A 24696-nucleotide genomic window follows, 5' to 3' on the forward strand; every position below is an offset into this window, starting at 1 on the left:
GTGCGACACCATCACCGACCCGGAAATCCAGGACCCGCGCGACGCCATCATCAAGCTCACGAGCTGCGCCATCGCTGTCCGTTTCCAGAGCTTGATCGAGAGGCCACCTGCAACGAGGTGAAATCGAGGCAATGACCAAATCCCGTGACGAACGCGCGTGGTGGCAATCCGCGGTCATCTATGAAATCGCGCCGATCTCGTTCCAGGATTCCAATGGCGACGGCAAAGGCGACCTCGCCGGCTTGATGTCGCGGCTAGACTATTTGAGATGGCTCGGCATCGATGCGGTGTGGCTCACGCCGATCTACCGCAGTCCCTTTCGCGATCTCGGCTATGATATCTTCGATTATTGTTCAATCGACCCGGGCTTCGGCACGCTCGACGAATTCGATCGCCTCGTCAGCGCCCTGCACGCAGAAGGGATCCGGCTCATTCTCGACCTCGTCCCCAATCACACTGCCGACGACCACGCCTGGTTCGTCGAGAGCAGCAGTTCGCGCCACAGCGCAAAGTCCGATTGGTACATCTGGGCCGATCCGGCCGAGAATGGCGGACCGCCGAACAACTGGCTGAGTCGTTTCGGCGGTAGCGCCTGGGAGTGGTGTGACGCGCGGCGGCAATATTACTACCACTCCTTTCTGGTCGAGCAGCCTGACCTGAACTGGCGCAATCCGGACGTGAGGGCAGCGATCGCCGACGTCATGCACTTCTGGCTCGACCGCGGCGTCGACGGCTTTCGCGTCGATGCCAGCGCCGTGCTGATCAAGGACGATCTGTTGCGCGACAATCCACCAAACCCGCAAGCCAAGGACAAGCCGCCGCCGCAACGCCATACGTCCGTGTTTACCGACGACCGTCCGGAGACGATGTCGTGCATCGAATTCATCCGTGAGGTGATCGATGGCTATCCGGACCGGCTGTTGTGCGGCGAAGTTCAGGGCAAGACCGACCGGATCGGGCACTTCTACGGCAACGATCGACCGCGCCTGCACCTGCCGCTGAATTTCGCGCTGCTGGACTCGCGATGGGACGCGCTGTCGCTCCAGGCGACTATCGACGCCTATCTCAACGCCATTCCCAAGTACGCTTGGCCGGTGTGGGTGATCGGCGGGCACGACAAGCAGCGGATCGCAAGCAAGATCGGTGCCGCGCAGATGCGCGTGCTCGCGATGCTGTTGATGACGCTGCGGGGAACGCCGTTTTTCTTCATGGGCGACGAGATCGGCCGCAAACGGGTCCCCATTCCAGCCGATCGCGTTCGCGATCCCTTCGAGAAGCTTGTGCCGGGATATGAACTTTGCCGCGATCCCGAGCGCGCGCCGATGCGCTGGGATGACAGCGAGAGCGGTGGATTCACCACAGGCAGCCCATGGCTACCGCTGGGGCCGCGCGATGCGCCCAACGTGGCGCAGCAGAGGCGGGACGAACATTCCATCCTGGCGTTGTTTCGCGCGCTGATCGCGCTGCGGCGCGAGCATGCCTGTCTTCGCGAAGGCAGCCACGCGCCGCTGCGATCGCAAAACGACGTCCTCGCCTTCAAGCGCGTGACAGACAGAGGCGAAGTGCTGGTCGCCCTCAACATCGCCGGCGAGCCGCGGAGATGGCACTGGCACGGCCGCGGCCGCCTGCTGATGTCAACACATCTGGACCGGCCGCGCGAGCCATTGCCGGACGCATCGATCCTGCTTCGGGGCAATGAAGGCGTGATCATCGAGCTCGCACGGCGATGATCGGAGGAACCATCGGCGCGCCAAGGAGTCTGACCCACGCCTCCGGCATCTGCCCCCTGCTGTCGGACGCACTTTGGACGAAACCGCAGGCCCCGGCGCTTATTCCCCCGTTTGGCGCCGGGGCAGCGGCGTGAGCTTGGAGGCTGCCATGGGCAAGGTGAAAGGTCTTAAGCGGCGGATCGCCGGCAAGGCGAAACAGGCCGTCGGCGAGATCGTCGGGGATCAGGAGCTCCACGAGGACGGCAAGGCCGAGGCGGAGCGCGGCCGCGAGGAACAGGGCCAGCCGAGCGAACTCAATCCGCTGAAGAAGCTCCAGCAGCTGACGTGAACGCGCCGTCGCAACCGGCGCTCTAGCAATCAGGTGAAGCGGACGACCGGCGTTCTCCTGGGTCTTGCAACCGCTTTGGAGGGATGCATTTCGCGCTTGGCAAGCCCTACGAGGTGCCAATCCGCTCGCCGTCGCTTCATGCGACCTTCAGGGCGGCCGTGCTGTCGGCGTCCAGGAATCCCGTAAGCCTGCCCCTGATCAGTCGCTCGGCGTCCGCCATGATGCGGTCGACCAGTTCCTTCACGGTCGGAATGTCGCGGATGAGTCCGACGACCATGCCGCAGCTCCAAGCGCCCGCGTCCATATCGCCGTCGATCATCACCTTCGGATAGACGCCCGCTACCTGGTCATGGATGTCGTCGATCTTGAGGGTTTTACCTTTCTCTCGCTCGATCTCGAGCAAGTTTTCGACGCCCTTGTTGTTGAGGACCCGCTCGGTGTTGCGAAGCGCGCGCATGACGAGCCGGGTATCGAGCTCCGAGGCCTGGACCAGCGCATTCTTGACGTTCTCATGCACCGGTGCCTCCTTGGTGGCAATGAAGCGGGTGCCCATGTTCATGCCGGCGGCCCCCATCGCCAGCGCTGCAACCAGGCTGCGCGCATCCGCCATGCCGCCGGAGGCAACAAACGGGATCTTCAGTTCCTCGGCCGCACGCGGCAACAGGATCATGTTTGGCATGTCATCCTCGCCCGGATGGCCGCCGCATTCAAAACCGTCGACGCTGACGGCATCGCAGCCGATCTGCTCGGCCTTCAGCGAATGCCGGACGGAGGTGCATTTGTGGATCACCTTGATGCCGCCTGCCTTCAGGGCCGGCATGTACTGCTCGGGGCTGCGCCCGGCGGTTTCGACGATCTTGACGCCGCCCTCTCTGATTGCTGCGATGTACTCCGGATAGGGCGGCGCGCTGAAGGTGGGCAGAAAGGTCAGGTTCACCCCGAATGGCTTATCCGTCATGTCGCGGCAGCGCGCGATCTCCTTGGCCAGCAGTTCCGGCGTCCGCTGCGTCAGGCCCGTGATGATCCCCAGGCCGCCGGCATTCGACACCGCGGCGGCGAGTTCGGCGAACCCCACATAGTGCATCCCACCCTGGATGATCGGATGCTCGATGCCGAACAGTTCAGTGATCGCTGTCTTCACGAATGATCTCCCGCGTTTCCGCTCAGTGGATGATTTCAAACAATCCCGCTGCGCCCATGCCACCACCGATGCACATGGTCACCACGCCGTATTTCGCTTTGCGCCGCCGCCCCTCGATCAGGAGGTGACCGGTGAGCCGCGCCCCCGTCATGCCGTAGGGATGGCCGATCGCAATCGAGCCGCCATTGACGTTGAGCTTGTCCGGGTCAATGCCGAGCTTGTCGCGGCAATAGATCACCTGGACCGCGTAGGCCTCGTTCAGCTCCCAGAGATCGATGTCGTCGATCTTCAGGCCATGGCGCTTGAGCAGCCGCGGGATCGCGGCGACCGGACCGACGCCCATCTCGTCGGGTTCGACGCCGGCAGCGACGAAGCCGCGGAAGATGCCGAGCGGCTTGAGGCCCTTCCTGGCTGCAATCTTATCGCTCATGATCACACAGGCCGAAGCACCGTCGGAAAGCTGGCTGGCATTGCCCGCACTGATCGTCTTGCCCTCGAACACCGGCTTGATCCTGGCCAGGCCCTCGGCGGTCGTTTCCGGGCGCGGGCCTTCGTCCTTTGTCAGCGTCACCTGCTCGTAGGTGACCTCCTTCGTATCCTTGTTGACGAGCGCCATCCTGGTCGTGAATGGCACGATCTCGTCGTTGAAGTGGCCGGCCTGCATGGCAGCGCCGACGCGGCGTTGGCATTCGAGACTGTATTCGTCCTGCTTGTCGCGACCGATCTTGTAGCGTTCGGCGACGATCTCGGCCGTCTCGAGCATCGACATGTACATTTCCGGCTTCATGGCCATCAATTCATCGTCGACGGCATGAAACCGGTTCATGTGGTCGTTCTGCACGAGGCTGATCGACTCGATGCCCCCGCCGATCGCGACCTCGACCCCATCCGATATCACCGAGCGCGCGGCAACGGCGATGGCCTGCAGGCCGGAGGCACATTGGCGGTCGATGGTGGTGCCGGCCACGGTGACCGGCAGGCCAGCACGGATCGCGCCCTTGCGCGCGACGTTCATCACCATAGTGCCTTGCTGCATCGCGCAGCCCATCCCCACGTCTTCCACCTCGCCCGGCTCGATGCCTGCGCGCTTCACGGCTTCGCCCATCACGTGCCCGGCCATGGTCGGGCCGTCCGTGTTGTTGAGCGCGCCGCGATAGGCTTTGCCGACGGCGGTCCTTGCGGTGGAAACGATGACTGCTTCAGTCGTCATGCTGGCCTCTTCTCTTTACGCGGCTGCATCCAGCTGCGCATAGCGCAGCAGGTGGAACGCGGGATCGCCGAACTGGATGTTGATGGAGGAGATTCGCTTGAAATAGTGTCCGACGTTGAGCTCGTCGGTCATTCCCATGCCGCCATGAAGCTGCACCGCCTGGTCGGCGACGAACTTGCCGGCATAACCGATCTTCGACTTGGCGCCCGAGGCGAGCCGCGGGAGTCCCGCATCGCCCGCCGCGAGGCTGAGGTTGAGATGCTGCATCAGGGAGAGCGCCTCCTGATGCGCGATGAACATGTCGACCATCCGATGTTGCAGCACCTGGAAGGAGCCGATGGTGGTGCCGAACTGCTTGCGGATCTTGGAATATTCCAGTGTGGCGGAATTCAGCTCGCCGATGGCGCCGACGGCCTCCGCGCAGAGGGCGCCGATGGCACGCTCGCGGCAGGCCTCCAGCGCGACGACGCCCTCGCCTTCCCTCCCCAGCAATTGCGCGTGGACCTCACGCAGGCCGACCTCGGCGGCCCGGCGCCCGTCGATCGTCTTGAAGCTCCGAAGATCGACGCCGGCGGCGCGGCGGTCGACCACGAACAGGCTGACGCCGCCGCCGTCGCGGTCGTCGCCGGAGGTCCGTGCCGAGACGATCAGATGATCCGCCCAGGGCGCCGCGATCACCATGGTCTTCTGACCGCTCAGAACGTAGTCGTTCCCATTGCGCCGCGCCCTGGTCGCGACGTTGGCGAAATCGAAACGGGATGCCTTCTCCGCCCAGGCCAGCGCCCAGATCTTGCTGCCGTCGATGATGCCGGGAATGAAGCCCTGCTTCTGCTCGGACGTGCCCGCCTGCTCGATCAGGCCACCAGCCAGCACGACCGTCTCGATGAAAGGCTCGAGGACGAGATGCCGGCCGAACTCCTGCATGATGATCATGGTCGACAGCGCGCCGCCGCCGAGACCGCCGGCGTCCTCGGAGAACGGCGCGGCGAGCAGGCCGAGCTCCGCGAAGGCCTCCCACTGCTTCCGGCTGAAGCCCTGCTCGCTCGCCTCGATCTTTCGCCGCGTGTCGAAATCGTATTGATCGCGCAGCAGACGCTGGACGCTGGATCGCAGCATGTCCTGCTCTTCCGTGAACTGGATGTCCATCCGATCCTCCCGATGCGCCCGCGCCTAAAGGCCGAGCACTGCTTTGGCGATGATGTTGCGCTGGATCTCGTTCGATCCGCCGTAGATGCTGAGCTTGCGCGCATTCAGGTATTTCTCCGACGCGGTATGTCCGTAGTCGGGACCCGGCATGAAATGGTTGGCACTGGCCGGATGCTCGCGGATCGCAAGGCCGTAATTGCCAATCGCGCGGTGAGTAAGTTCGGTGATGCTCTGGAAGATCTCGGTGCCGCGGATCTTGAACAGCGACGCCGCCGGCCCCGGATCGATGCCGCGCGCCATCTGGGCGACGACGCGCAGTTCGGTCGCCTCCAGAGCCAGCACATCGAGCTCAATGCGGGCAATGTCCCGCAGAAACTCAAGATGTGCCGGATCGTCCGCCGGTATCTCGGCCTTCACGATCTGCTTCAGCTTCCCGATGTAACGGGTCGACCGGCCGATGCCCGCCATGCTGGTCCGCTCGTTGCCGAGCAGGAACTTGGCGTAGGTCCAGCCCTTGTTCTCCTCGCCGACAAGGTTCTCCACCGGCACGCGGACGTTCTCGAGGAAGACGTCGTTGACTTCATGGCTGCCGTCGATCGTGATGATCGGCCGCACCGTCACCCCGGGCGACTTCATGTCGATCAGCAGGAAGGAGATCCCAGATTGCGGCTTCGCGCTCGGATCCGTCCGCACCAGGCAGAAAATCCAGTCGGCGTGCTGCGCCAGCGTGGTCCAGGTCTTGTGCCCGTTGACGATGTAGTGGTCACCCTCGCGCACCGCCTTGGTTCTGACGGTCGCGAGGTCCGAGCCGGAGCCCGGCTCCGAATAGCCCTGGCACCACCAATCTTCGCCGGATAGAATCCGCGGCAGAAACTTCTTCTTCTGCGCCTCGTTGCCGAACGTGTAGATCACCGGCCCAACCATGGTCACGCTGAACGCGAGCGGCGGCAGCGTTCCGGCCCGAGAGGTTTCCTGCTCAAAGATGAAGCGTTGCGTGATCGACCAGCCCGGACCGCCGTACTCCTTGGGCCAGAGCGGCGCGATCCAGCCCTTCTTGTAGAGAATTCGATGCCAGAGCAGCGACTGCTCCTTGGTCAAATCCGTCTCGGGATTCGGAACGCGCATTTCCTGCGGATAGTTTTCCGCAATGAAAGTGCGCACCTCATCGCGAAAGGCAGCATCCTCGCTGGAAAGATTGAGCTCCATCGCAACAGTCTCCGCTACCACTTCTCGCCGAAGGGGCGGATCTCGAGCTCGAAGGTCCAGGCGCTGCGCGGCTGCTGATACAGCAGCCAATAGGATTCCGCGACCGACGACGGCGGCATCAACAGATCAGGATTATCGAGGGCGTTCGGACCGAGCGCCTCGATCCGCCGCTGCCGCACCCATTCGGTGTCGACGCCGGAGTCGATGATGAGATGCGCCACGTGAATGTTTTTCGGCCCCAGCTCGCGCGCCGCGGCCTGGGCAACGGCCCGCAGACCGAATTTGGCACTGGCGAAGGCTGCATAGCCAATTCCGCCGCGCAGGCTCGCCGTTGCACCGGTGAAGAAGATGTTGCCCTTGCCGCGAGGCAGCATCAGCCGCGCGGCTTCGCGGCCAGCGAGAAAGCCGGAATAGCAGGCCATCTCCCAGACCTTGCGGAAGACGCGCTCGGTCGTTTCCAGAATCGGGAAATTGACGTTGGCACCGATGTTGAAAATACAGACCTCGAGCGGCGCGTGCTTGTCGGCGTCTCCTAGGAAGGAGATGATCTCCTCCTCCTTGCGCGCATCGAGCGTGCGCGCGTGAATCTCGCCGCCGGCCGCCTCGATCTCCTTGACGAGCGGCTCGAGCTTGGCGCCGTTGCGGCGCCCGGCAAACACCGCGAAGCCCTCCGAGGCAAACTTCTTTGCGATCTCGCCGCCGATATAGTCGCCGGCACCGATCACGGCCACGGTCGCGTTTCTTTTTTGCAAGGGTCGTCTCCCGGTTAAATTAGACCTGTTGAAGCTGTTCTGCCGTGCCGGAGCGTCCAGCCCAATGCGCTGTTCGCGCACCATGATCACCCGGTCGCCTGCGATATCGGCCGCGCCTGAAGAACCCCGCCACTGCCAACCTCCCGAAACGATGAGCCCGGTCCTTGGCCGAGGCCTATTCGAATTGAAGTTAACGTTCTTTTTTAGAACTCGTCAATTACTAAATGACCATTTGGCGACTTAACGCCAGAGTGGCAGAATAGCTGTCGCTTTGCGTAGCCCTTGCAGAACGTCGTTTACAACGCTGCGGCGAACGGTTAGCTATAAGTACCAAATAAGAACTTATAGGGAGGAAAGCGATCATGATGGAAGGTCCGGGCGTGGCAATCCTGGTGGGCGCGGGCGATGCGATCGGAGCCGCCGTCGCCCGACGTTTTGCCAAAGGCGGCTACACGGTTTGTATCTGCCGGCGTGACGCCACCAAATCCCAGGGGCTCGTGGACGAGCTGACGGCTGCCGGCTGTCGTATCCACGCCTTCAGTGTCGATGCGCGGCAAGAAGCCGAGGTGCAGAACCTCTTTTCCGACGTTGAACGCGATATCGGACCGATCGAGGTCTGCCTTTTCAATGCCGGATCGAACGTCAACAAGCCGCTCGTGGACACCACGGAGAGGCTCTTCTTCAAGGCCTGGGAGCTGGCGTGCTACGCCGGATTCCTCGTGGGCCGCGAAGCTGCGCGCGTCATGTTGCCGCGCGGTCGCGGCACCATTTTCTTTACCGGAGCGACCGCCAGCCTTCGCGGCGGCCAGGGCTTTGCCGCGTTCTCGTCGGCAAAATTCGGCCTTCGCGCGGTGGCCCAGGCCATGGCGCGCGAGCTTGGGCCGAAGAATATCCATGTCGTCCATCTCATCATCGATGCCGGCGTCGATAGCGAAGCCATCCACCAGCGCATGAAAGCGGCAAAGGGGATCGAGGCAGGCGCGATCCCGCCGGACAGCCTGACGAAGACCTCCTCTATCGCAGAAGCCTATTGGTTCACGCACCAGCAGAGCCGCGACGGCTGGACCCATGAACTCGATCTTCGTCCGTCGGTGGAGAAGTGGTGATGAACGCGACACCCGATCTCACGCTGTGGGGCGCCGGCACAAGCCGCACCATTCGTGCACACTGGGCGATGCACGAACTTGGCCTATCCTATAAGGTCAAGCCGATCGGACCTCGGACAGGCGAAACCAAAACCGCTGAATATACCAGGCTCAATCCCCGCCAGAAGATCCCACTGTTGCAGGATGGCGACTTCTGCATCGGCGAGAGCGCCGCGATCGTTGCCTATTTGTCGCGCATGTATTCGACGCCGGAACGCTCGCTGATTCCGGAGTCCACCCACGACTATGCCGCGTGGCTCGAATGGTGCTTCTTTGTCGTGGCCGAGCTCGATTCCACGAGCCTTTACGTCATGCGCCGCCACCGGGCGGACGCGCTGGGACACATCTATGGCGTCGCACCTGAAGTCGTCGCTCAAGCCGCGGAGTACTTTCGCGGCCAGCTGCGCCACGTTGAAGTCGCCTTGGCTGACGGCCGGCCGTTTCTCATGGGCGAGCGCTTCAGCAGCGCAGATATCCTCCTTACGACGTGCCTTGACTGGGCCATCGCTTATGGCGTCGGCATTTGCGAGAATGCGCTGCCCTACCTCGAACGCATCCAGCGACGGGAGGCCTATCAGCGAGCGGTCGCGGCTAATGTTCCTGTGGCCCCGTTGCGGTAGGGCCGGCAAAGCTCCAAGCGATCGCCGGCAGCGCTAACGCTTCTGCCTACACAGCCACGCGCAGGGCGCGCTCGGCAATCATTTTGTCGATGGCGCCGTCGTCGTATCCGAGATCGCGCAGCACCTCGCGCGAATGCTCGCCGACCCGGGGGGCCGGCCCGCCGATCGCAGCCTGGTTGATCTCGAAGCGGGCTGCCGGTTTCGGCTGCCGGACACGGCCGACTTTCGGCTGATCGAATTCAGCGATGATGCCGCGCGCTACCACCTGTTCGTTATGAATGATCTCACTCCGGCGCAGGATTGGTGCGCAGGGCACATCCGCGGCGTCGAGGCGCTCCAGCCATTCGGCGGTCGTATGCTGACTGATGTATTCCGCCATCTTGTTGATCCGCGCGGTGGCATTGACCGAGCGCGCCGCGGGAGTCGCGAAGCGGGGATCCTTGGCGAGCTCGGGATCGCCGGAGGCGTGGCAAAAGCCCTGCCATTCGGAGTCGGAGATGGTGCCGGCGGTGATGTAGCCGTCGCTGGTCTTGAACACCAGGTCCGGCCGATCATTCGGATCGACAGTGGCCGCCTCGGCACCGACCACCGTGTACTGCATCATGCCTTCCGGCCAGAGGTAGGAGATCATCGCATCCAGCATCGCCACTTGGATGTGGTCGCCCTGCCCCGTCTTCTCACGCGCATAGAGCGCCGCCGCCACCGCCTGAGCGGTGAACACCGCGGTGGTCTTGTCACATACGATGGTGCGGATCATCTGCGGCCGGTTCGTGACCGGCTGCGACTGGATATCGGCGAAGCCCGACAATCCCTGAACGATCGGATCATAGACGCGCTTCTTTACATAGGGTCCGGTATCGCCGACCCCGCTGATGGAGACGTAGATCAGGCGCGGATGGCGCTGGCGCAATTCCTCAACGCCGAGACCGAGACGTTCCATGGTGCCTGGCCGGAAATTCTGCACCAGGACATCGGCCTGCGCGACCAGCCGGGTGAGCACCTCGCATCCCGACATACTCTTGACGTCGATCGACAGCGAGCGCTTGCCGCGGTTTGAAGAGATGAATAGCGCGGAGAACTCGCTCTCCTTGTCGATGGCGGCGCGGCTGCGGCGGGTAATGTCGCCGCCGATCGGCTCGATCTTCAGCACGTCGGCGCCCTGATCCGCCAGAAACATGGTCGCGAACGGGCCCGACACCACGCCGGTCAAATCGAGCACTCGAACGCCGTGAAGTGGGCCGGGCATGGGCATTCTCCCTGAATTTACGTTTGCTTTGGGTCCGAGATTGGCTTTCGCCACTCAACCCGCAAGTCGGCGCCGTCAGGCCGTCTTGGGAACAGGTTGCCTGGTCTGCTCGACGATCGATTCCTCGACGTCTCGGATCTGGTCCTTGCCGAAGAACATTTCCTTTCCGACGAAAAAGGTCGGAGAGCCGAATGCTCCCCGGCTGACGGCATCGTTGGTCAGATCAATCAGCCTCTTCTTGACGTCATCCTGCTGCGCGCGCGCCAACAGCCGATCGACATCGATGCCCGAGGAGACAAACGCGCGACGGAAGATTTCGAGGTCGTCCATTTTCTTCGGCTCTTCCCACATATGATGATAGGCGGCGCGGAAATAGAGCTCGAACATGCCCTCGAACTGGGCAGCGACAGCACCGCGCATCAGCATCAGCGTGTTGACGGGAAAGAAGGGATTCTGGCGAAACTTCGTGATGTTGTGGCGTCGGATAAACCGCTGGGTCTCCAGCGCCTGATATTCCGGCTTGTTCTTGATGCCGCGCAGCGAGTCGAACGGCGACATGTTGCCGGTCGCCTTGTAGATGCCGCCGAGCAGAACTGGGACGTACGCGAATTTCACGCCGGTCCGCTGCTCAATGCCAGGGATGGCCACTTCCGCCAGGTAGGCGTTCGGGCTACCGAAATCGAACTGGAATTCAACCTTCAGGGTCATCTCGGCCTTCTCCGGGAGAGCGAATGGCAGTCACTGGCGGTCCGATCGCCAGCGCGACTTTCGGCAACCATATAGTTCTTAAATAGAACTGTCAAATGTGCCTGTAATCCGCTGATTTTGGCTACTGGGAAGGGTATTGTTTGAAATCTAGTACCTATCTAGAATGCAAGAGTCGGTGCCGATCTCCGCGACGATTGGAGACGGCCTGTGCCGGGACGATTGGAGTGGGTGAATGAAGTGGAAAGAACTCGAGGAAGAGCCATGTTCGATGGCCCGAACCATCGGCGTGATCGGCGATCGCTGGACTCTTCTGATCCTGCGTGAATGCTTCCTGCGCACGCGCCGTTTCGAGGGATTTCAGTCGGCGCTCGGAATCACACGACACTTGCTCGCCGAACGGCTGAAAAAGCTGGTTCGGCAGGGCATCCTGCGCCGTATTCCCTACCAGGAATCCCCCAAGCGTCACGAATATATCCTGACCCAGAAGGGCCTCGACCTCTATCCGATCATGATGGCGATCGTGCATTGGGGCGATACCCACATGGTCGACGAGCGCGGCCGACCGTTGCTGCACCAGCACCGCAAGTGCGGAAAGGACTTCGATCCGGTCATGGTGTGCTCTGAATGCGGCGAGCCGCTGTCGGCCAAGGAGGTTCATACTCATCCGGGACCAGGTGCCCGCGGCACCCCCGCGACGGCGGCGCCGGAGGTCCGGAAGACAAAGACGCGCTCGCGCGCCGCTTGAGATGGCCGCCCACGGAATGCTGCTCGAGGGTCCGCGCATCGGATAGCAACGCAAGGGAGCGCATGCGGGCGCCGTCAGGCCGACACGCGATGTCGCTCAACTCGCCCTTACACTCGGACCACATCGCGGCCCGGTTCGCTGGTATAGAGGCGTTCAACCTGTTCGGAGCAAACCTTCAGCACGGCGCGTTGGTTGACATAGGCCTTGTCCGTGATCTCTCCGGCAGCCATTGATGGCGGATCCTTCAGCAGAGAGAAGGAACAAACTCTTTCGCTGCTTCCGACGGTCTCGTTATATTTCTGAAAACAATCCCTTAGAAATTGAATCACGAAGGGATCGCAGGTCAGATCTGCGGCTGGGTTCGTTGAAACTCGCGTCGCCTCGGTCGGATTCAACCAGCAGAGCAGCGCGCACGCCTCGCGATTTTCGCCCGCAACGACGATGTCGAGCAAGACGCCGCGCGTCGCGGCCAGGATTGCCGCGCGCATGTTTCCGATCGAGACCCAGGTGCCATTCGCAAGCTTGAAGTTCTCGGAAATTCTTCCCGTAAAGCGCAGCCCAAGCTCCGGCTTCCCTGGATCCAGAAACGAGACAGTGTCGCCGATGCGGTAGAATCCTTCCTCATCGAAGGCCCTTTCCGTCAAATCCGGCCTTTCGAGATAGCCGGGCGTGACGTTAGGGCCCTTGACCCTGGCCTCGTAGGTATCGGAGACCGGGATGAGCTTGAGCTGCAACCCCGGCGCGGGAAGACCGATCTCTCCGGGCTGGTCCGTTGCCCAATGCGTCGAACTGATTGTCGGCGCCGTTTCGGTCGTGCCATAGCCCGACATGACAGGAATTCGTCGGCCGGTGACCGCGAATGTCAATCGATAGAGTTTTTCCAGGGTGCCCTGCGAAATTGCGGCGCCGGCATAACTCAATCGGTCCATCCGCTTGAACACGGTGACGCCAAGGTCGAGGTCGTTCTCGATCGCATCACATAAGAGGTTATAGCCGGCAGGCACGTTGAACATGGCGGTCGGTGAAATCTCCCTGAGATTGGCGACTGTCTTGTGAAAGAGCTGCGGCAGCGGCCGGCCATCATCGATATAGAGCGTCCCGCCATTCTTCAGGATGCCGTGAAGGATGACATTACTGCCCATCGTATGGTGCCAGGGCAGCCATTCAACCTGCACCGGCACGGCCGGAGGTGACACGAGCAGGCTGCCCATTTGCAGGGAGCTTGCCATCATGCGATGGGTGTTGAGCACCCCTTTGGGGAAGCCGGTCGAACCTGACGTGAAGAGAATCTTTGCGACGGCGTCGCAAGGCACCTCACGCGATGCGCGATCGAATCCTTCGCTCCCGGTTCGAGCCGCCAGAGCCTGAAAAGGCACCGTATCCGGCGCGCCATCGACGCTGAACCAGGTCGCGGCCGCCAATTCGGGAATCGCGCGGCCGGCGGAAAAGTCGCGTCCGCTTTGAACGAATACGAAGCTCGGGCGCAGCACTTCCGCGATGTCCTTGAGGCGTGCGAGGCCCCCCGGCATCAGCGTGTAGTTCGGCGAGATCGGCGCCAAGATGACCCCGATCGACATCGCCGCAAACGAGATCACCGCGTTCTCGATGGAGTTTCCGGAAAGCACCGCAAGCTTGTCGGCAGGCTTAGCGCCCAAATCGATCAGGCCTTGGCCGACCGCCTGAACCTGCGACCATGCCTCACCATAGGTGATCTCGTCCCATCCTCCCTTGGCATTGCGCTGCGCAAGGAAAACCCGATCCGGAACGGCATTGGCCCAGCGCGGCAGAAAATCTGTGATGCGCCAGTCGCACGGCGTCCATTCGAGTGGTGAGCTCAAGATAAGCGTGCCGTCGGTTCGACGCTCGATGGAAACCTCGCGGGGTGCAAACGTCAGTGCGGTCGTCGACATCGAAAATGATCTCCCGAATTGCTGAAAGGCGACCGCAGGCGGTGCAGTCCTGTCTTGCCCAGCGGCGGCCTGCCGGCGCAGAGCAAGCTCGGACGCAACTGATGCCGCGTCCGTCACTCTGGCTGGGGCGAAATCATTCGGACCTGGCGTCCAACACCTCGCCGAAGGCTTCCCAGGTCGATCCGGTCCATCGTTGCAAACGCATCTGCGTCCAGATCATGTTCTCGGATTCGCTGGTGTTCACCTTGATCCCGGGCAGCGCGGTCGGGACGACGAAATCCCTGAGGTTCTTGGCCTGCGCCAGAATGTTCTTGCGGGACAGGTCATTGCCGCATTGCTTCAGGATCTGCTCGAGCAGGATGCCTTGCTGATAGCCGGTCAGGTAGCTGCCGTTGGTGATATCGACGCCGGCCAGGTACTTGTCGAGAAACGCCCGATAAGCCTGCATGGCGGGATCGTCTTTCCATGTCGGATCCACGACGTCCTTGTTGATCGTCCCGACGATCACACCGACTGATTTGTCGAGGCCAGCCGGCGCGAGCGTGCCTCCGACCGAACCGGACGGAAAGTTGATGATCACGGTTGCTTTCCAGCCGATCACAGAAGCTTGCCGGATCGCCTGCGCTGCGAATTTCGGCGTTCCCGCGATCATCAGGGCCTCGGCACCAGAGCTTTTCAGGGTTGTGATCTGCGAATCGACGGTCGGCTCCGTGACCTCATAGGACGCGCTGACGACCTTTCGGTCGTAGTCCTTGCCGAGAAAGCTCTTGAAGGCATTGACGTAATCTTTGCCGAGATCGTCGTTCTGATAGAGGATGGCGTATTTGGCGTTCGGCAGCGTCCTGATCAGATATTTGGCGTAGATTTTTCCTTCGGTGTCGTAGCTGACAAGGCCTGTCGTCGTCAGCGGATAACTGCCAACGTCCGTGAATTTCGACGAGCCGCTGATGATTGCGATGCTGGGCACCGCTTTCGCCCTCAGGTATTTTGCTGTGGCCGAAAGGCCGGGCGTGCCGAGCTGGCCGAACATGAACGCCACTTCATCGCTCTCGACGAGCTTGCGGACGTGCTCCACCGCTTTCGGAGGACTGTAGGCGTCGTCATATGCGATGTAGTTGATCTTGCGGCCATTGATGCCGCCGCGGTCATTCACCGATTGAACGTAGGCGATGAGGCCCTTGCCCACGAGACCGATCGATGACGCAGGTCCGCTGAACGGAAACACCCCGCCAATCTTGATCTCGGTCGCGGTAACTCCCGGCTCGTCGGCTGCGAAGGCTGGACTGCTCAAAAGCAAAGCCAGAGCCGCAAGACTCTTCCATTTCGCCAACATGACCCGTCCTCCCTGATGCGCACCCATCCGGGCACGCCATTGTGTTTTGCTGACCGCCCGCCCGGCACCGCGCCGAGCGAATTGCGCGCCTCGCCGTCCAAGCGTGGTTGGCCAGCGCGGTAGGCCCTGCGGCCGTTCAGCTCGGCCATCTTGTCACAAAATCTACAGTTCTTTTTTTGAACTCGTCAAGCGATTTGATGACCATCGCTTTGGGACGGACCGCACATGCTGCGTCCGGTGAGACGTGCCAGTCTCCACGCAAATAGACTAAGCAGCGAAGCGCCTTCAATCGGAATGCCGCGTGGGGAAGCGGAGCGCCTCGTCGTCGAGATCATCAGTTCTATTATTGTACTTATTTGGGCACGCTTGCGATCTTACTGCGCGGCTCTATCGGGCCCTCGAGTCGGACAACGCCAGGTATCGCGGGGCGCAGTCATGGGAGAGCGAACAATCACGCTCCTGCTGAAGCCAGATCTCCCATGTCAGATCATCGTGCCCCGCATGAAGCAGCGGACCCGCGGATGACCGTCAATATAGTATTTCCAGACCATAGTCCGCCCAGTCTTGTTTGGCTGTGCGACCACGGCGCCGTCCGGCACCATCACCCATTCGCCATCGATGCGCACCCGGTAGTGGCCGTGATCGGATTCCCAATCGATATCGGCGACAAAATATCCATCAGCGTCCGAGCAACATGGTCCGAGCTCGCTGGACAGGCTCTCAAACCATTCCTTCAGCGGTGAATTGGCGTAGCGGCCATCGTCACGCGCCGGCGCAGACGTTGCTAGCATGATGAGGGCCAGTGACCACACGATGCGCTTCATGGCGGGTAGCCCTGGTTTCTAGCCGTATACACATCGGCGTATCGCAGGACGACGTCGTAAATGACCAACGGTTCCTGCGCCACCCGTGATCAAGACTGGAGATTCCATGTCTTCCTCCTCCGGCTGCGCCCGGCGCGCCGAGCGAACGCGCTGAGAGTCCGATCGCCGTCAAAATAGGGGCATATCAAACTATATTTGGATATACAGCAGGAAGCGTCAGCGCGCAACGCTCTCGCGCGCGCGTGCGGTTCTGGAACTATCGACAGCAAATAGGAGCCGTGTGATTATGTTGGACGCTGAGAAGGGGTATTGATGCCGAGAGCAGCAACAAAAGCATCCAATCTGGTCGATGACCCGGCGCGCTGTAACTGCAATCAAGTCCGCCGCGCAGCCAGACGTCTCTCCCGGTACTATGACCTCGCGCTAGCCTCGAGCGGGCTCAAATCGACGCAATACAGTTTGTTGGGTTATCTCGTAACGTCAGGGCCGATGACCATGGCCCAGCTCGCCAAGCTGATGTCCATGGATCGTGCGACCACGGGGCATAACCTGAGGCCGCTCGTGCGTGACGGCTTCGTCGAGATTTCAGTCGGCAAGAATGACCGACGGGAGCGTATCGTTACGATCACAAGGCAGGGTCATAAGACGCATGGGCGAGCCCTGGCTGCATGGCGGCTCGCGCAGACAGCCTTTGAAGAGGCCATGGGCGAACAGGAAGCCGCCGATCTGCGCGATTTGATGAAGCGGATCGTTGACCTCCCTCTCCCTCGCCCTGAGTAGATCATACGATTCAATTCGGCGCTCTCGTCATTGCACCAGTGTTGGTCCGGGTCAGAACATTCTTGCGGGAATTAGTTCGACCCCGAATAATCTCAGAGCGCGCTTGCAGTCCGCACCTTGCGCGTCACTGATCGCGGCCGACGTGCTTGTTCGGAGAGTGGTCGCTGGCACAACCCTCTTTCGGCTCCCGCGTAGGCCTGGTGAGCACAAGGTTGATGCGATCAGTTGTGCGGCGGCGCTGCCGGACGCCACTGGAGCCGCGACAGGATCTCGGCCGCAGGGGGCGGCTGTCCGGCATGCCCATTCATCGCTGGAACCATATCTGAGGTGGCCGGTTGGCTTGCTGTTGAGCTGTCACTCTGCAGAGCAGCTCGGCACGACCGGCACGAGTCCCAGCGCCGGTTATCCGTCGGGGGTGAATCCCGTGATGGACCACGCGACCAGAGTTGGTAATCGTTTGTTAGCAGCGTTGCCGCCGGCGGATTTTGCTTTGCTTGCACCTCATTTGCGGAAAGTCGCGCTCGAGCGCGACGCCGTACTGGTCCGATCAGGCGATCGGATCGAACACCTTCACTTCCCCTGCGGCGGCGCGATCGCCTTTATCGTGGACTTGCCGAACGGGCAGACGGCCGCCACGGGGGTAATCGGTCATGAGGGTGCCGTCGGTCTGACGTCGGCGCTTGGCGCATCCCGCTCACCCGTGACGGCGGTCGTCCGCGTCCCAGGGTCAGTGCTGCAGATTCCGGCGGCGCAATTCATGCCGGCTCTGCGTCGCAGCCCTGCGATCACATCCAAGGTGCAGATTTTCACGAGATCGCTGTTGACGCAATTCCAGTACGTCGCGGCTTGCAATGCCCTGCACTCCGTCGAGGCCCGGATGGCGCGCTGGCTGCTTCACATTCACGACCGGGCGGATGGCGGCAATCTCCTCCCTTTGACGCAAGAGACCATGTCGGAGTTACTGGGAGTCCGCCGCACCACCGTCACGCACGTCGTGAGCGCGTTGCGCGCGTCAAGAGCGTTGAAATCGAACCGGCGCGGTCAGCTCGAGATTGATCGGCCGCGGCTCGAAGCCGTGGCATGCGAGTGCTACAAGGTGATGAGCCGCAGGATCGATCGGATCGTTTCGCAGGGCGCAGCCGAGGTTCTTCACGCCGCTCCGGCGCGAGCCTGCCAGCCGACCGGTAACCGACTATCCAAGGCAGGTTCGTAGACCCAGGCCTCCCTCGCGAACCACTCGTGTGTGGCGGCGCAAATCCGGCAATAGGTGCGCGAGAAGAATACTGCGCTGCACCGGAATCTTTCGCGATCGGTCTCGATCCCCGTCGAAATGGCGCTCCCCGTTTCCGGGCACTTAATCATTACTATACCCATCTTGATTTCCTGCAATCTATTGCCGGCTCTGAGCACACTCGCCCGCCATCGGCTGGACCGCGCCTCTCCTTGTCGGGGAGAGGCTTGTCCAGCCGATCCGCGCGGCCGGTAGCCTCGATTCAGACGGTCTTATGCGACGGTCCTTTGCAATACCCGGTTGAAGCCAGTCTTGATGGGCTCGGTCGTATCGATCGCGACTTTCTGCGCGAGCGCCCAAAGCTCCCGGTTCTGTGCGGAAGCGGCTTCGAAAGCCTCGCGGCTTTGGGCGGTCGAAAGATGTACGATATCCAGCAGCGATCTGGTCTCAGCGAGCCGGGAAAAAAATTCCAGGGTGGCACTGGTATTGTTTTTGGAGATCTCGATCACCCTGGCGCCGTAGTCAATGGTTCCCTTGACGTTCATAGAACAGGCTTCACGGAGAACGTCGCTGATCTCCTCGGAAGTGGATTTCATGCTCTCAATATTTTTCCTCGCCTGCGCGGCGCCCTGCTCGGCAAAGCCGCGGAAGAGTTCCTGGAAATTTAAAAGCGGCAACTCGAACCTTGGCTTTGCTCCGTTCGAGCTCTCATTCGCGGCATGCGTTTCGACTTTCACATTGGCATCATTCACGAGCATTCATCCTTTCAAGCGAAACTAGGTATGGATTGAAGACCCCAAAGCGCCCGGCACGTGCTGCGCCAGAAGACTAGCGCCCCTATTCTCGGCATGGTGGGATGCTGCTGCGAATGAACTGCCTCCCCCCGGCCGAAGCCAACTATGATCGATCAAAGCCGAACCATCCGTTCGCTTTCGGACACTCGTTGCAATAATTCGACGAATTGCGACCAGGCGGCGCAGGGATGAAATTTAAATCTGCCAGGTTGCAACGACTGCTTGCTTGCCTTCTGAGCTCGCTCGCTTTCCCAGGACAGCCCGGTTGCGCAGGTGGCGCTGACGGCGCTCAGCCCGATCTACCCGGCCTCTGAGACTCTCAAGTTCTGCGAGTTCGGAGGCAAGCGCTTCGAGACGCTGGCGAAGAACGGCAGCAGGGTCGTCCGCCCGAGCGCGGATAGGCATGGCAGGTCTCCTGCTCGATAGACCAAGCTGCATGCACTAATGCTCAGATCCCGTTGCAGTCGAAACTCGAGTGGCGGGTCGCTCGCAATCGGGATTGCGTCTCCGCGCCTCGTCATCTTCATCTGCACAATCGACGCCGCCAGCTGCGATCGGGTTTTCGGAGCTCCCACCGGTCGCGAACGGCCCTTTACCACCGGCTCCCCCTCCACCGGATCCGCCACCGCCGGAGGTCCCTCCGGCACTTGATGACGCACCACGGCGACCGCCAGATGCTCCGCCACCTCCGGGGGCCCCACCACCGCCACCGCCACCGCCTGATGCTCCACCACCTCCAGCTGACCCGCTGCCAGAGGCTCTCGACCCTGCCCCGGACGGACGATCGTCGTCGAAGAATGACCTGCCCCCGTCGTCGTCTCGGGTTACACCGGTCTGTCCGCCCGAACGTGCGATCGCGGTCGAGGTCAGGGAGGTCGACAGAAGCAGCGTCATGACGGGGGGTGTCACGGCCGCGAATCTTCCGCAGGTTTTGAGGAATGCCCGCCGATCGTCGTCTTCAGTGCAGTCACGGGACACAATGCGCTCTCCTCGAGTTAAATATTTATTCCCCATATTATATATTAAATCCGCATTCAACCAAGACTTTTGTTTGAAAATGGGCAGCTGTTAAGCGTGTGTCGAGCCGGCAGCTCTTCGCCATTTTCCGCATCCTCTTGAACTTGCGGTTCTCCGCGGCGGCGGCCGTCGAATTTCGGGCTTGCAAATTGAGGATTTAATGTATTTATTTCTGATTTATATTAATCGAGCGACCACCAAGACACCGCAGGATTTGCCATGCCACTGCAGTTTCATCGATCCCTTGAGCGCATGGAGATATGGAGCGCGAGCAACGATGGCTTCTCGTTTGTGATCAGCTTTGGAAGCCCCACGGGTCCAGGCTTTCACGGACGTTCCGGCTATCTGGCGAGTTGGCGACCGCTCTACCAGAACAACGGCGCGGTCAAGATCAGCGGCTCACCCTTCCGAACGCTGGCCGAGGCCGAGGGGGCCTGCCGCAACATGGCTGAGCATCTGGCTGCGACAACCGACCTCCCCCACTTAACGTAATGAACGACGCATCTCGGACAGGATGCACGAAAACAATCGACGATTGTTCGCAGGTCTCTGAGAGCGCCGCCGGCTGCGGCGTCAAACTCCCTCTTTAGTGCTGCTGGGGCCGGCAGGCCGCGGGTAAAATCGTCCTGTCCTGCCTGCGTGCACCGGCCCCATTGCACGCCCGCGACAGCAAAGGCCTACACCGAAGGTGCAGCGAGGTTAACGGCAACAATATCCAATCAAGTGCGATTTGCAGCTAACGCGTACGTTCCGGAAGGACACCGTTGCGCTTGGCGTCCTCGTCATCTCGAACCACCGGATCCGGCTGGAGCAGCCCGGAGGGGGCGAATTCACGCGGAGCTGCATGCTGCTCGTTTTGCGAAATCGCCAATGCCGCGAGAACTGTACGATTGCTGATATCCAGCTTCTGGAAGATGTGGTGAAGGTGGACCTTGATCGTACCGTCGGCAATGTTCAGGCGGCGCCCAATCTCCTTGTTCGACAACCCCTCCGATACGAGCCTCATGATCTGCCGCTCCCGGTCGGTCAGTTGTGTCAGGGACTTCTCCTCACCTGCGCGAGGCTCCTCACTGATCTCCCCACCAGGGCCCGTCGACCCCGACGCAAGTCCTTGGTTTTGTGCAACTTTCCGCAGGGTCGCGACCAGCATCTCCGGCTGCGCATCCTTCGTGAGAACGACGCACGCGCCGTCCGCGGCCAGCCTTTGCAACTCGCGATCGCCAGCCTTACCGGCGAAGAAAATGACCCGGGCTCCTCGGCCAGCGATGTTTGCCAGAGCAAGAAGATCCGGTCGGCTGACGTTGGGCATTGCGTTATCGACCAGCACAATGTCCGGCACGAGGAGTCGGATCGCCTCGATGCAGCTCGCAGCATCGCCGCAGGAGGCCACGATCGCAAAATCGTGCTGCGTCGCAAGGACGCTGCTGATGCCCTGCAAAACGATCGGGTGCCGATCCGCGATGACGACTTTGATGCGGCGCATGCTTCCCTTGCCTATCGCTAACAACTCCGCATGCAGCCGTTTAATCCACCATTCCCTCTATAGAGACGCGCAGGAGGCATAACCAATCCGTTCTGCCAAAACGTCGCACTGCCGACTTCGCCACGGCACGAATCGGCAACGCTTGATGGCCGCATCAACGTAACTCGCTTAGAGAATGCGTGCAGCACCGTAAGAATGCGGGGCCTCCTCAAGGAAATCCGAAACCGCATATTCATCGACTAAACTGCAGTTTCTACTGCAATTATGAGTTGTAGTTGCATAAAAATCCTCCCACAGAATGTATTGATGCAGTAATTTGGCCGCTTCGTCAGTGTTGGTTAACATCATCTAACTCGTCACCGGCCACTTATTACGAACGATATATAGGGACATTCACGATTCAAATCTAACATTCGACAAAGTTTCACCGGAGCGAAGCAAAAAGCCTCGTCCCAGACAGGAGGCCCCAGAAGGAGGAGGAGGAGGAGGCGCAAAAAAGTAATACTATTCAAAGATAATGCGAGGACTGGTCATCAAGCGCGACAGCGGCTGGAATCCTTCCGATCTCAGTCGTGTGCCAGCCGGGAGGCTCAAATGAGGGGCACGAATTTATTTCCAACCATTGATCAGGGATCTCGAACGATAACTGTACTGCTTCAGTAGTAGCACCGATGAAAACCTTGTCAGCAAAGTTGGGGCGGCATTTCGTCAACCCGCAACATTCAATCTGCAGTCACGGGCTCATCGCTGGTCATGAGTAGGTGGTCACATGTATTCTTCGGCTATTTTGCGTCAAACGCATAAGGCGCTGATCGTTCAATTCACCGAATTGCAGAATTTACGTAGTCGCGTGTTGATGGCCGAGCAGCGCTTGCTTGGTCCAATGCGAAGGGTCCGTCGGCGGAGAGCAGCCGAGAGGCGGCCGGTCGGTCGGAGGCACGGACCCGGCCGGTAGCGTCAAGAAGAACCGCGTTGCACACTGGGCTGCGCGCGAGCCGATCGTGCTTGCCCGACCCGGGTTCGACCTGATAAGTCCCCCTCCTATTTCAAATCGGAAGTAGTGGGGACGGCTTCCATGGAGAAGGACGACTGGGCATCCGCGACCACGGCCGAGCTGTGGCGGCTTTACGATGAGGTGACGACTGTTCTTAGTCGGAGAATGATCGCGGAAAAAGCCAAGCTCGAAGAACGGCTTCGCAGGATTGAGGGAACTGCCGGGGCCCCGAACGCGGAGCGTGCGCGCCGTCCCTACCCCCCAGTGCTGCCGAAGTACCGGAACCCGAAGGACCCATCCGAAACCTGGTCCGGTCGCGGTAAGCAGCCCCGATGGCTGAAAGCGCAGCTTCGAGCCGGCAAGAAGCTGACCGATCTACTGATCAACCGCCCATCCGGACAAAGCCGCCGCCGGACCGGCTGAGCACCACGGCCCTATCCCGACGCCGCGCGCCGAGACGATGCCCTTTGCCGTGGGCGGCTTACTCCGCGGTGGGGCCATCCTTGCCGCCAGGAGGCCGCAGCCCATTGACCACAATGCCGAACTGCACGGGGCCGGCAACGACGGCCATGGTGGGCCGACTTGCGGATATCGCCGCTGCCGGTCCACCGATGAGCAGTAAGCCCGATCCACGGGAGCGCGGCGCCAAGGGAAAGGAAATGGCGATCCGCATCGCGCTCGCCCGGTAACGATTACGCCCCTTTCCCGTCGATCGTCGCCCACAGCTGATGACTGCTCGGCATTTGTACGCGAAGCCAACGATAGGGGACTCGCGACCAGAGCTTGATCTCTGGGGCGAGATTGTCGAGCACGAGATCGCCGCTCCGGGTACGGACGAGGAGCACCAAATGATGTTCTCCGGAACTGACGATCACCTCGCTCAGTAGCAAAGCCCGCGCCGGCCAGCCACGCCGAAGCAGTTCGTGACGTTTGCTTACAGCGTAGTCGTTGCAATCCCCGCGATCGGGATTGACGCTCCACGCCTCGCCGGCCAAGCCGAGGTCGTTGGGCACCGGCACAATGGCCAGATTGACCGCGCGGTTGACCTCCAAGAGATCCGCCCACCGCTCCTCGGTCAGCCGGACCGGGCCGCCCCGGAAGCCTCGCCGCGAGCGGCATTCGGCCTCATAGCGCAGGCAGAACATCGTGTACGTCAGAGGCGGGAGCGTGGGCCGTCCGAGTTCGATGCGCCCTAGCGCTGCTTGAGAAGTTATGGGCATTGCCAGGCGCCCTGCGCCCGCCCATGGAGTACCTCCGGCCATCATGGCGACCGCTACAACCAACACGGAGCCGGAGACTCGATACATCTGCCGATCCCCTTGCGAACACCACTGAGGTTCGGATCCAGCCGCAGCCAGCCATGGCCAGAACTGCGCGATTAATTGCCGTATTTAAATGTATTAAATTTTATCTAATTATCAAGCAAAATAACAGCGAGATTAAATAATCCAACTTCGGAAGAAAAGTTGGGCCTGCCAGTGGACAAGCAGGTTCAAATGCGCGTCGGTTACTTCTCTCCGAGAGCGCTGCTGCCCTTCGGCTATGCCGTCTGTCAGCGACAGTGGCGTTCGTGTCGCGAGCGTCGCGCTGTTATCGGGCGGACGGCGCCGAAGGAGCGCTGGCTCCAACTTCGTCCCCTCATAGTTCAGGCGACAATCGTAGCGATGACTTCGCTCGCCAAGCGAATGGCTGCAATGAGCAGACATTTTTTTTGCGACAGGCAAACGCCGCACTCGGTCCGCGGTTATGCGCCGAATTTGTGCGCAGGGCGCGAACGCGAGTCGAAATCACCAGCACCATTGCTTCTCGCGCAGGACGTCGCCTGACAGAAGCCTGCGATGGAGCTTTGGAATCGGGGTTCGAACCGAACGCTCGGATTGAGCGTTCAGGTCCAACTATGCGGAGCGTTGGTCGAGTTGTTCGTCAAGACAGCCGATTTGAACCACCGATCATGACGGCTGCACCTTTCGATCACCTCCGGCAATCCACCGGCGGTCTCTTGATCAGCGGGTAGTGCGCTCGCGACAGCCGCAGGGCGTGCGCGACTGATCTCCCAAGGCCACAAATCCACTGGTTCGCCCGTTCCCGAAATAGAAATTTTTGCGCGTAGGGCGGGGGCGAGCCGCTCCAGAATCAGGTGCCGCTCCAAACGGATCTCGCGTTCGAGGGCGTCCGAATAGATCGGGAGCGCGTGGATTGTCTCACGAGGGATTCTACACGACACGTGCCCAAATGGGGTCGCTACCCCGACCACGATGGCCTTGCCATCCCACTCGACCTCGCCGACGAACTCGATGTCTCCGATATAATTCAGCGTCATATTAAATTCCAAATTTAATAGTTTCCGCCATCG

The 24696-nt window shown here is 61.0% G+C and carries 24 protein-coding genes and 1 pseudogene; 10 read left to right on the forward strand and 15 right to left on the reverse strand.

Annotated features, from left to right (window positions below):
* The first annotated feature begins 131 nt into the window (after window positions 1-131).
* Both BLV07_RS00245 and BLV07_RS00250 read left to right on the forward strand, forming a co-directional pair.
* Window positions 132-1730 (forward strand): alpha-amylase family glycosyl hydrolase, encoded by a 1599-nt coding sequence (locus tag BLV07_RS00245; protein WP_091878222.1) that lies wholly within the window; start codon window positions 132-134, stop codon window positions 1728-1730.
* A 148-nt stretch (window positions 1731-1878) separates the two neighbouring features.
* Entirely contained in the window at window positions 1879-2058 is a 180-nt protein-coding gene (locus BLV07_RS00250; RefSeq protein ID WP_091878224.1) for a CsbD family protein, read from the forward strand.
* 136 nt (window positions 2059-2194) lie between these two features.
* Here BLV07_RS00250 and BLV07_RS00255 read toward each other — a convergent pair whose 3' ends face one another.
* From BLV07_RS00255 to BLV07_RS00275, 5 genes are read right to left on the reverse strand one after another with little or no spacing between them, the layout of a single operon-like run.
* Window positions 2195-3199 (reverse strand): NAD(P)H-dependent flavin oxidoreductase, encoded by a 1005-nt coding sequence (locus BLV07_RS00255; protein WP_091878226.1) that lies wholly within the window; start codon window positions 3197-3199, stop codon window positions 2195-2197.
* A 22-nt stretch (window positions 3200-3221) separates the two neighbouring features.
* Window positions 3222-4409, reverse strand: coding sequence for an acetyl-CoA C-acyltransferase (locus BLV07_RS00260; protein WP_091878228.1), 1188 nt, complete (start codon window positions 4407-4409; stop codon window positions 3222-3224).
* A 15-nt stretch (window positions 4410-4424) separates the two neighbouring features.
* Complete coding sequence (locus BLV07_RS00265) at window positions 4425-5555, reverse strand: acyl-CoA dehydrogenase family protein (protein ID WP_091878230.1); 1131 nt, start codon at window positions 5553-5555, stop codon at window positions 4425-4427.
* A 24-nt stretch (window positions 5556-5579) separates the two neighbouring features.
* Window positions 5580-6761, reverse strand: a complete 1182-nt coding sequence (locus BLV07_RS00270; protein ID WP_091878232.1) for an acyl-CoA dehydrogenase family protein — start codon at window positions 6759-6761, stop codon at window positions 5580-5582.
* A 14-nt stretch (window positions 6762-6775) separates the two neighbouring features.
* Window positions 6776-7513 (reverse strand): SDR family oxidoreductase, encoded by a 738-nt coding sequence (locus BLV07_RS00275; RefSeq protein ID WP_091878234.1) that lies wholly within the window; start codon window positions 7511-7513, stop codon window positions 6776-6778.
* A 362-nt stretch (window positions 7514-7875) separates the two neighbouring features.
* On the opposite strand from BLV07_RS00275, the gene BLV07_RS00280 reads away from it, so the two are divergent.
* Window positions 7876-8619 (forward strand): SDR family NAD(P)-dependent oxidoreductase, encoded by a 744-nt coding sequence (locus tag BLV07_RS00280; RefSeq protein WP_502689879.1) that lies wholly within the window; start codon window positions 7876-7878, stop codon window positions 8617-8619.
* Window positions 8619-9278, forward strand: coding sequence for a glutathione S-transferase family protein (locus tag BLV07_RS00285; protein ID WP_091878239.1), 660 nt, complete (start codon window positions 8619-8621; stop codon window positions 9276-9278). The genes BLV07_RS00280 and BLV07_RS00285 overlap by 1 nt, the downstream gene beginning before the upstream one ends.
* A gap of 46 nt (window positions 9279-9324) precedes the next feature.
* Here the strand turns inward: BLV07_RS00285 and BLV07_RS00290 are convergent, their stop codons facing one another.
* Both BLV07_RS00290 and BLV07_RS00295 read right to left on the reverse strand, forming a co-directional pair.
* A complete protein-coding gene (locus BLV07_RS00290) occupies window positions 9325-10524 on the reverse strand; it encodes a CaiB/BaiF CoA transferase family protein (protein ID WP_091878241.1) in 1200 nt (399 codons plus the stop codon).
* 75 nt (window positions 10525-10599) lie between these two features.
* Window positions 10600-11232 (reverse strand): 2-hydroxychromene-2-carboxylate isomerase, encoded by a 633-nt coding sequence (locus BLV07_RS00295; RefSeq protein WP_091878243.1) that lies wholly within the window; start codon window positions 11230-11232, stop codon window positions 10600-10602.
* A gap of 232 nt (window positions 11233-11464) precedes the next feature.
* Here BLV07_RS00295 and BLV07_RS00300 point away from each other — a divergent pair, with 232 nt between their 5' ends.
* Window positions 11465-11977 (forward strand): winged helix-turn-helix transcriptional regulator, encoded by a 513-nt coding sequence (locus tag BLV07_RS00300; protein ID WP_091878246.1) that lies wholly within the window; start codon window positions 11465-11467, stop codon window positions 11975-11977.
* Between the two features lie 107 nt (window positions 11978-12084).
* On the opposite strand, the gene BLV07_RS00305 is transcribed toward BLV07_RS00300, so the two are convergent.
* The 3 genes from BLV07_RS00305 to BLV07_RS00315 form a co-directional block, all read right to left on the reverse strand.
* Window positions 12085-13887 (reverse strand): AMP-binding protein, encoded by a 1803-nt coding sequence (locus BLV07_RS00305; RefSeq protein ID WP_091878248.1) that lies wholly within the window; start codon window positions 13885-13887, stop codon window positions 12085-12087.
* Window positions 13888-14020: 133 nt separating this feature from the next.
* The gene (locus BLV07_RS00310) at window positions 14021-15220 is read right to left on the reverse strand and encodes an ABC transporter substrate-binding protein (protein ID WP_091878251.1); all 1200 of its coding nucleotides are present in this window, start codon (window positions 15218-15220) and stop codon (window positions 14021-14023) included.
* Window positions 15221-15702: 482 nt separating this feature from the next.
* A complete protein-coding gene (locus BLV07_RS00315; RefSeq protein ID WP_091878253.1) occupies window positions 15703-16044 on the reverse strand; it encodes a hypothetical protein in 342 nt (113 codons plus the stop codon).
* Window positions 16045-16356: 312 nt separating this feature from the next.
* On the opposite strand from BLV07_RS00315, the gene BLV07_RS49665 reads away from it, so the two are divergent.
* Both BLV07_RS49665 and BLV07_RS00325 read left to right on the forward strand, forming a co-directional pair.
* Window positions 16357-16824 carry a MarR family winged helix-turn-helix transcriptional regulator gene (locus BLV07_RS49665; protein WP_091878255.1) on the forward strand — a complete coding sequence of 156 codons (468 nt, stop codon included), beginning with the start codon at window positions 16357-16359 and terminating at the stop codon, window positions 16822-16824.
* 427 nt (window positions 16825-17251) lie between these two features.
* The gene (locus BLV07_RS00325) at window positions 17252-18037 is read left to right on the forward strand and encodes a Crp/Fnr family transcriptional regulator (RefSeq protein WP_176945268.1); all 786 of its coding nucleotides are present in this window, start codon (window positions 17252-17254) and stop codon (window positions 18035-18037) included.
* Between the two features lie 290 nt (window positions 18038-18327).
* Here the strand turns inward: BLV07_RS00325 and BLV07_RS00335 are convergent, their stop codons facing one another.
* A complete protein-coding gene (locus tag BLV07_RS00335) occupies window positions 18328-18813 on the reverse strand; it encodes a phasin family protein (protein WP_244550920.1) in 486 nt (161 codons plus the stop codon).
* A gap of 863 nt (window positions 18814-19676) precedes the next feature.
* Window positions 19677-19863: pseudogene (locus BLV07_RS50240) on the reverse strand (hypothetical protein); the annotation flags it as partial.
* Between the two features lie 222 nt (window positions 19864-20085).
* Here BLV07_RS50240 and BLV07_RS00345 point away from each other — a divergent pair.
* Window positions 20086-20358, forward strand: a complete 273-nt coding sequence (locus tag BLV07_RS00345) for a hypothetical protein (protein WP_091878259.1) — start codon at window positions 20086-20088, stop codon at window positions 20356-20358.
* Window positions 20359-20602: 244 nt separating this feature from the next.
* On the opposite strand, the gene BLV07_RS00350 is transcribed toward BLV07_RS00345, so the two are convergent.
* The gene (locus BLV07_RS00350) at window positions 20603-21349 is read right to left on the reverse strand and encodes a LuxR C-terminal-related transcriptional regulator (RefSeq protein ID WP_091880168.1); all 747 of its coding nucleotides are present in this window, start codon (window positions 21347-21349) and stop codon (window positions 20603-20605) included.
* Window positions 21350-22424: 1075 nt separating this feature from the next.
* Here BLV07_RS00350 and BLV07_RS00355 point away from each other — a divergent pair.
* Both BLV07_RS00355 and BLV07_RS47280 read left to right on the forward strand, forming a co-directional pair.
* On the forward strand, window positions 22425-22766 hold the full coding sequence (locus tag BLV07_RS00355; protein WP_091878262.1) for an H-NS histone family protein: 342 nt from the start codon (window positions 22425-22427) through the stop codon (window positions 22764-22766).
* A 104-nt stretch (window positions 22767-22870) separates the two neighbouring features.
* A complete protein-coding gene (locus BLV07_RS47280; RefSeq protein WP_176945269.1) occupies window positions 22871-23032 on the forward strand; it encodes a hypothetical protein in 162 nt (53 codons plus the stop codon).
* 3 nt (window positions 23033-23035) lie between these two features.
* Here the strand turns inward: BLV07_RS47280 and BLV07_RS00360 are convergent, their stop codons facing one another.
* Both BLV07_RS00360 and BLV07_RS00365 read right to left on the reverse strand, forming a co-directional pair.
* A complete protein-coding gene (locus BLV07_RS00360; RefSeq protein WP_502689881.1) occupies window positions 23036-23608 on the reverse strand; it encodes a transglutaminase-like cysteine peptidase in 573 nt (190 codons plus the stop codon).
* A 620-nt stretch (window positions 23609-24228) separates the two neighbouring features.
* A complete protein-coding gene (locus BLV07_RS00365) occupies window positions 24229-24663 on the reverse strand; it encodes a hypothetical protein (protein WP_091878266.1) in 435 nt (144 codons plus the stop codon).
* Between the last annotated feature and the right edge of the window lie 33 nt (window positions 24664-24696).

The organism is Bradyrhizobium sp. Rc2d (assembly GCF_900099855.1).
In the GTDB taxonomy this organism is placed as follows: Bacteria; Pseudomonadota; Alphaproteobacteria; order Rhizobiales; family Xanthobacteraceae; genus Bradyrhizobium.

Excerpts from the sequence above, each read along its gene's own strand:
- BLV07_RS00325 (WP_176945268.1), top strand. The coding sequence starts at position 17,252 with ATGGACCACGCGACCAGAGTTGGTAATCGTTTGTTAGCAGCGTTGCCG.
- BLV07_RS00305 (WP_091878248.1), bottom strand. The coding sequence starts at position 13,887 with ATGTCGACGACCGCACTGACGTTTGCACCCCGCGAGGTTTCCATCGAG.
- BLV07_RS00280 (WP_502689879.1), top strand. The coding sequence starts at position 7,876 with ATGATGGAAGGTCCGGGCGTGGCAATCCTGGTGGGCGCGGGCGATGCG.
- BLV07_RS00365 (WP_091878266.1), bottom strand. The coding sequence starts at position 24,663 with ATGACGCTGAATTATATCGGAGACATCGAGTTCGTCGGCGAGGTCGAG.
- BLV07_RS00345 (WP_091878259.1), top strand. The coding sequence starts at position 20,086 with ATGCCACTGCAGTTTCATCGATCCCTTGAGCGCATGGAGATATGGAGC.
- BLV07_RS00290 (WP_091878241.1), bottom strand. The coding sequence starts at position 10,524 with ATGCCCGGCCCACTTCACGGCGTTCGAGTGCTCGATTTGACCGGCGTG.
- BLV07_RS00265 (WP_091878230.1), bottom strand. The coding sequence starts at position 5,555 with ATGGACATCCAGTTCACGGAAGAGCAGGACATGCTGCGATCCAGCGTC.
- BLV07_RS49665 (WP_091878255.1), top strand. The coding sequence starts at position 16,357 with ATGCCGAGAGCAGCAACAAAAGCATCCAATCTGGTCGATGACCCGGCG.
- BLV07_RS00355 (WP_091878262.1), top strand. The coding sequence starts at position 22,425 with ATGGAGAAGGACGACTGGGCATCCGCGACCACGGCCGAGCTGTGGCGG.
- BLV07_RS00335 (WP_244550920.1), bottom strand. The coding sequence starts at position 18,813 with ATGCTCGTGAATGATGCCAATGTGAAAGTCGAAACGCATGCCGCGAAT.
- BLV07_RS00300 (WP_091878246.1), top strand. The coding sequence starts at position 11,465 with ATGAAGTGGAAAGAACTCGAGGAAGAGCCATGTTCGATGGCCCGAACC.
- BLV07_RS00260 (WP_091878228.1), bottom strand. The coding sequence starts at position 4,409 with ATGACGACTGAAGCAGTCATCGTTTCCACCGCAAGGACCGCCGTCGGC.
- BLV07_RS00285 (WP_091878239.1), top strand. The coding sequence starts at position 8,619 with ATGAACGCGACACCCGATCTCACGCTGTGGGGCGCCGGCACAAGCCGC.
- BLV07_RS00360 (WP_502689881.1), bottom strand. The coding sequence starts at position 23,608 with ATGATGGCCGGAGGTACTCCATGGGCGGGCGCAGGGCGCCTGGCAATG.
- BLV07_RS00310 (WP_091878251.1), bottom strand. The coding sequence starts at position 15,220 with ATGTTGGCGAAATGGAAGAGTCTTGCGGCTCTGGCTTTGCTTTTGAGC.
- BLV07_RS00295 (WP_091878243.1), bottom strand. The coding sequence starts at position 11,232 with ATGACCCTGAAGGTTGAATTCCAGTTCGATTTCGGTAGCCCGAACGCC.
- BLV07_RS00350 (WP_091880168.1), bottom strand. The coding sequence starts at position 21,349 with ATGCGCCGCATCAAAGTCGTCATCGCGGATCGGCACCCGATCGTTTTG.
- BLV07_RS00250 (WP_091878224.1), top strand. The coding sequence starts at position 1,879 with ATGGGCAAGGTGAAAGGTCTTAAGCGGCGGATCGCCGGCAAGGCGAAA.
- BLV07_RS00270 (WP_091878232.1), bottom strand. The coding sequence starts at position 6,761 with ATGGAGCTCAATCTTTCCAGCGAGGATGCTGCCTTTCGCGATGAGGTG.
- BLV07_RS00315 (WP_091878253.1), bottom strand. The coding sequence starts at position 16,044 with ATGAAGCGCATCGTGTGGTCACTGGCCCTCATCATGCTAGCAACGTCT.
- BLV07_RS00245 (WP_091878222.1), top strand. The coding sequence starts at position 132 with ATGACCAAATCCCGTGACGAACGCGCGTGGTGGCAATCCGCGGTCATC.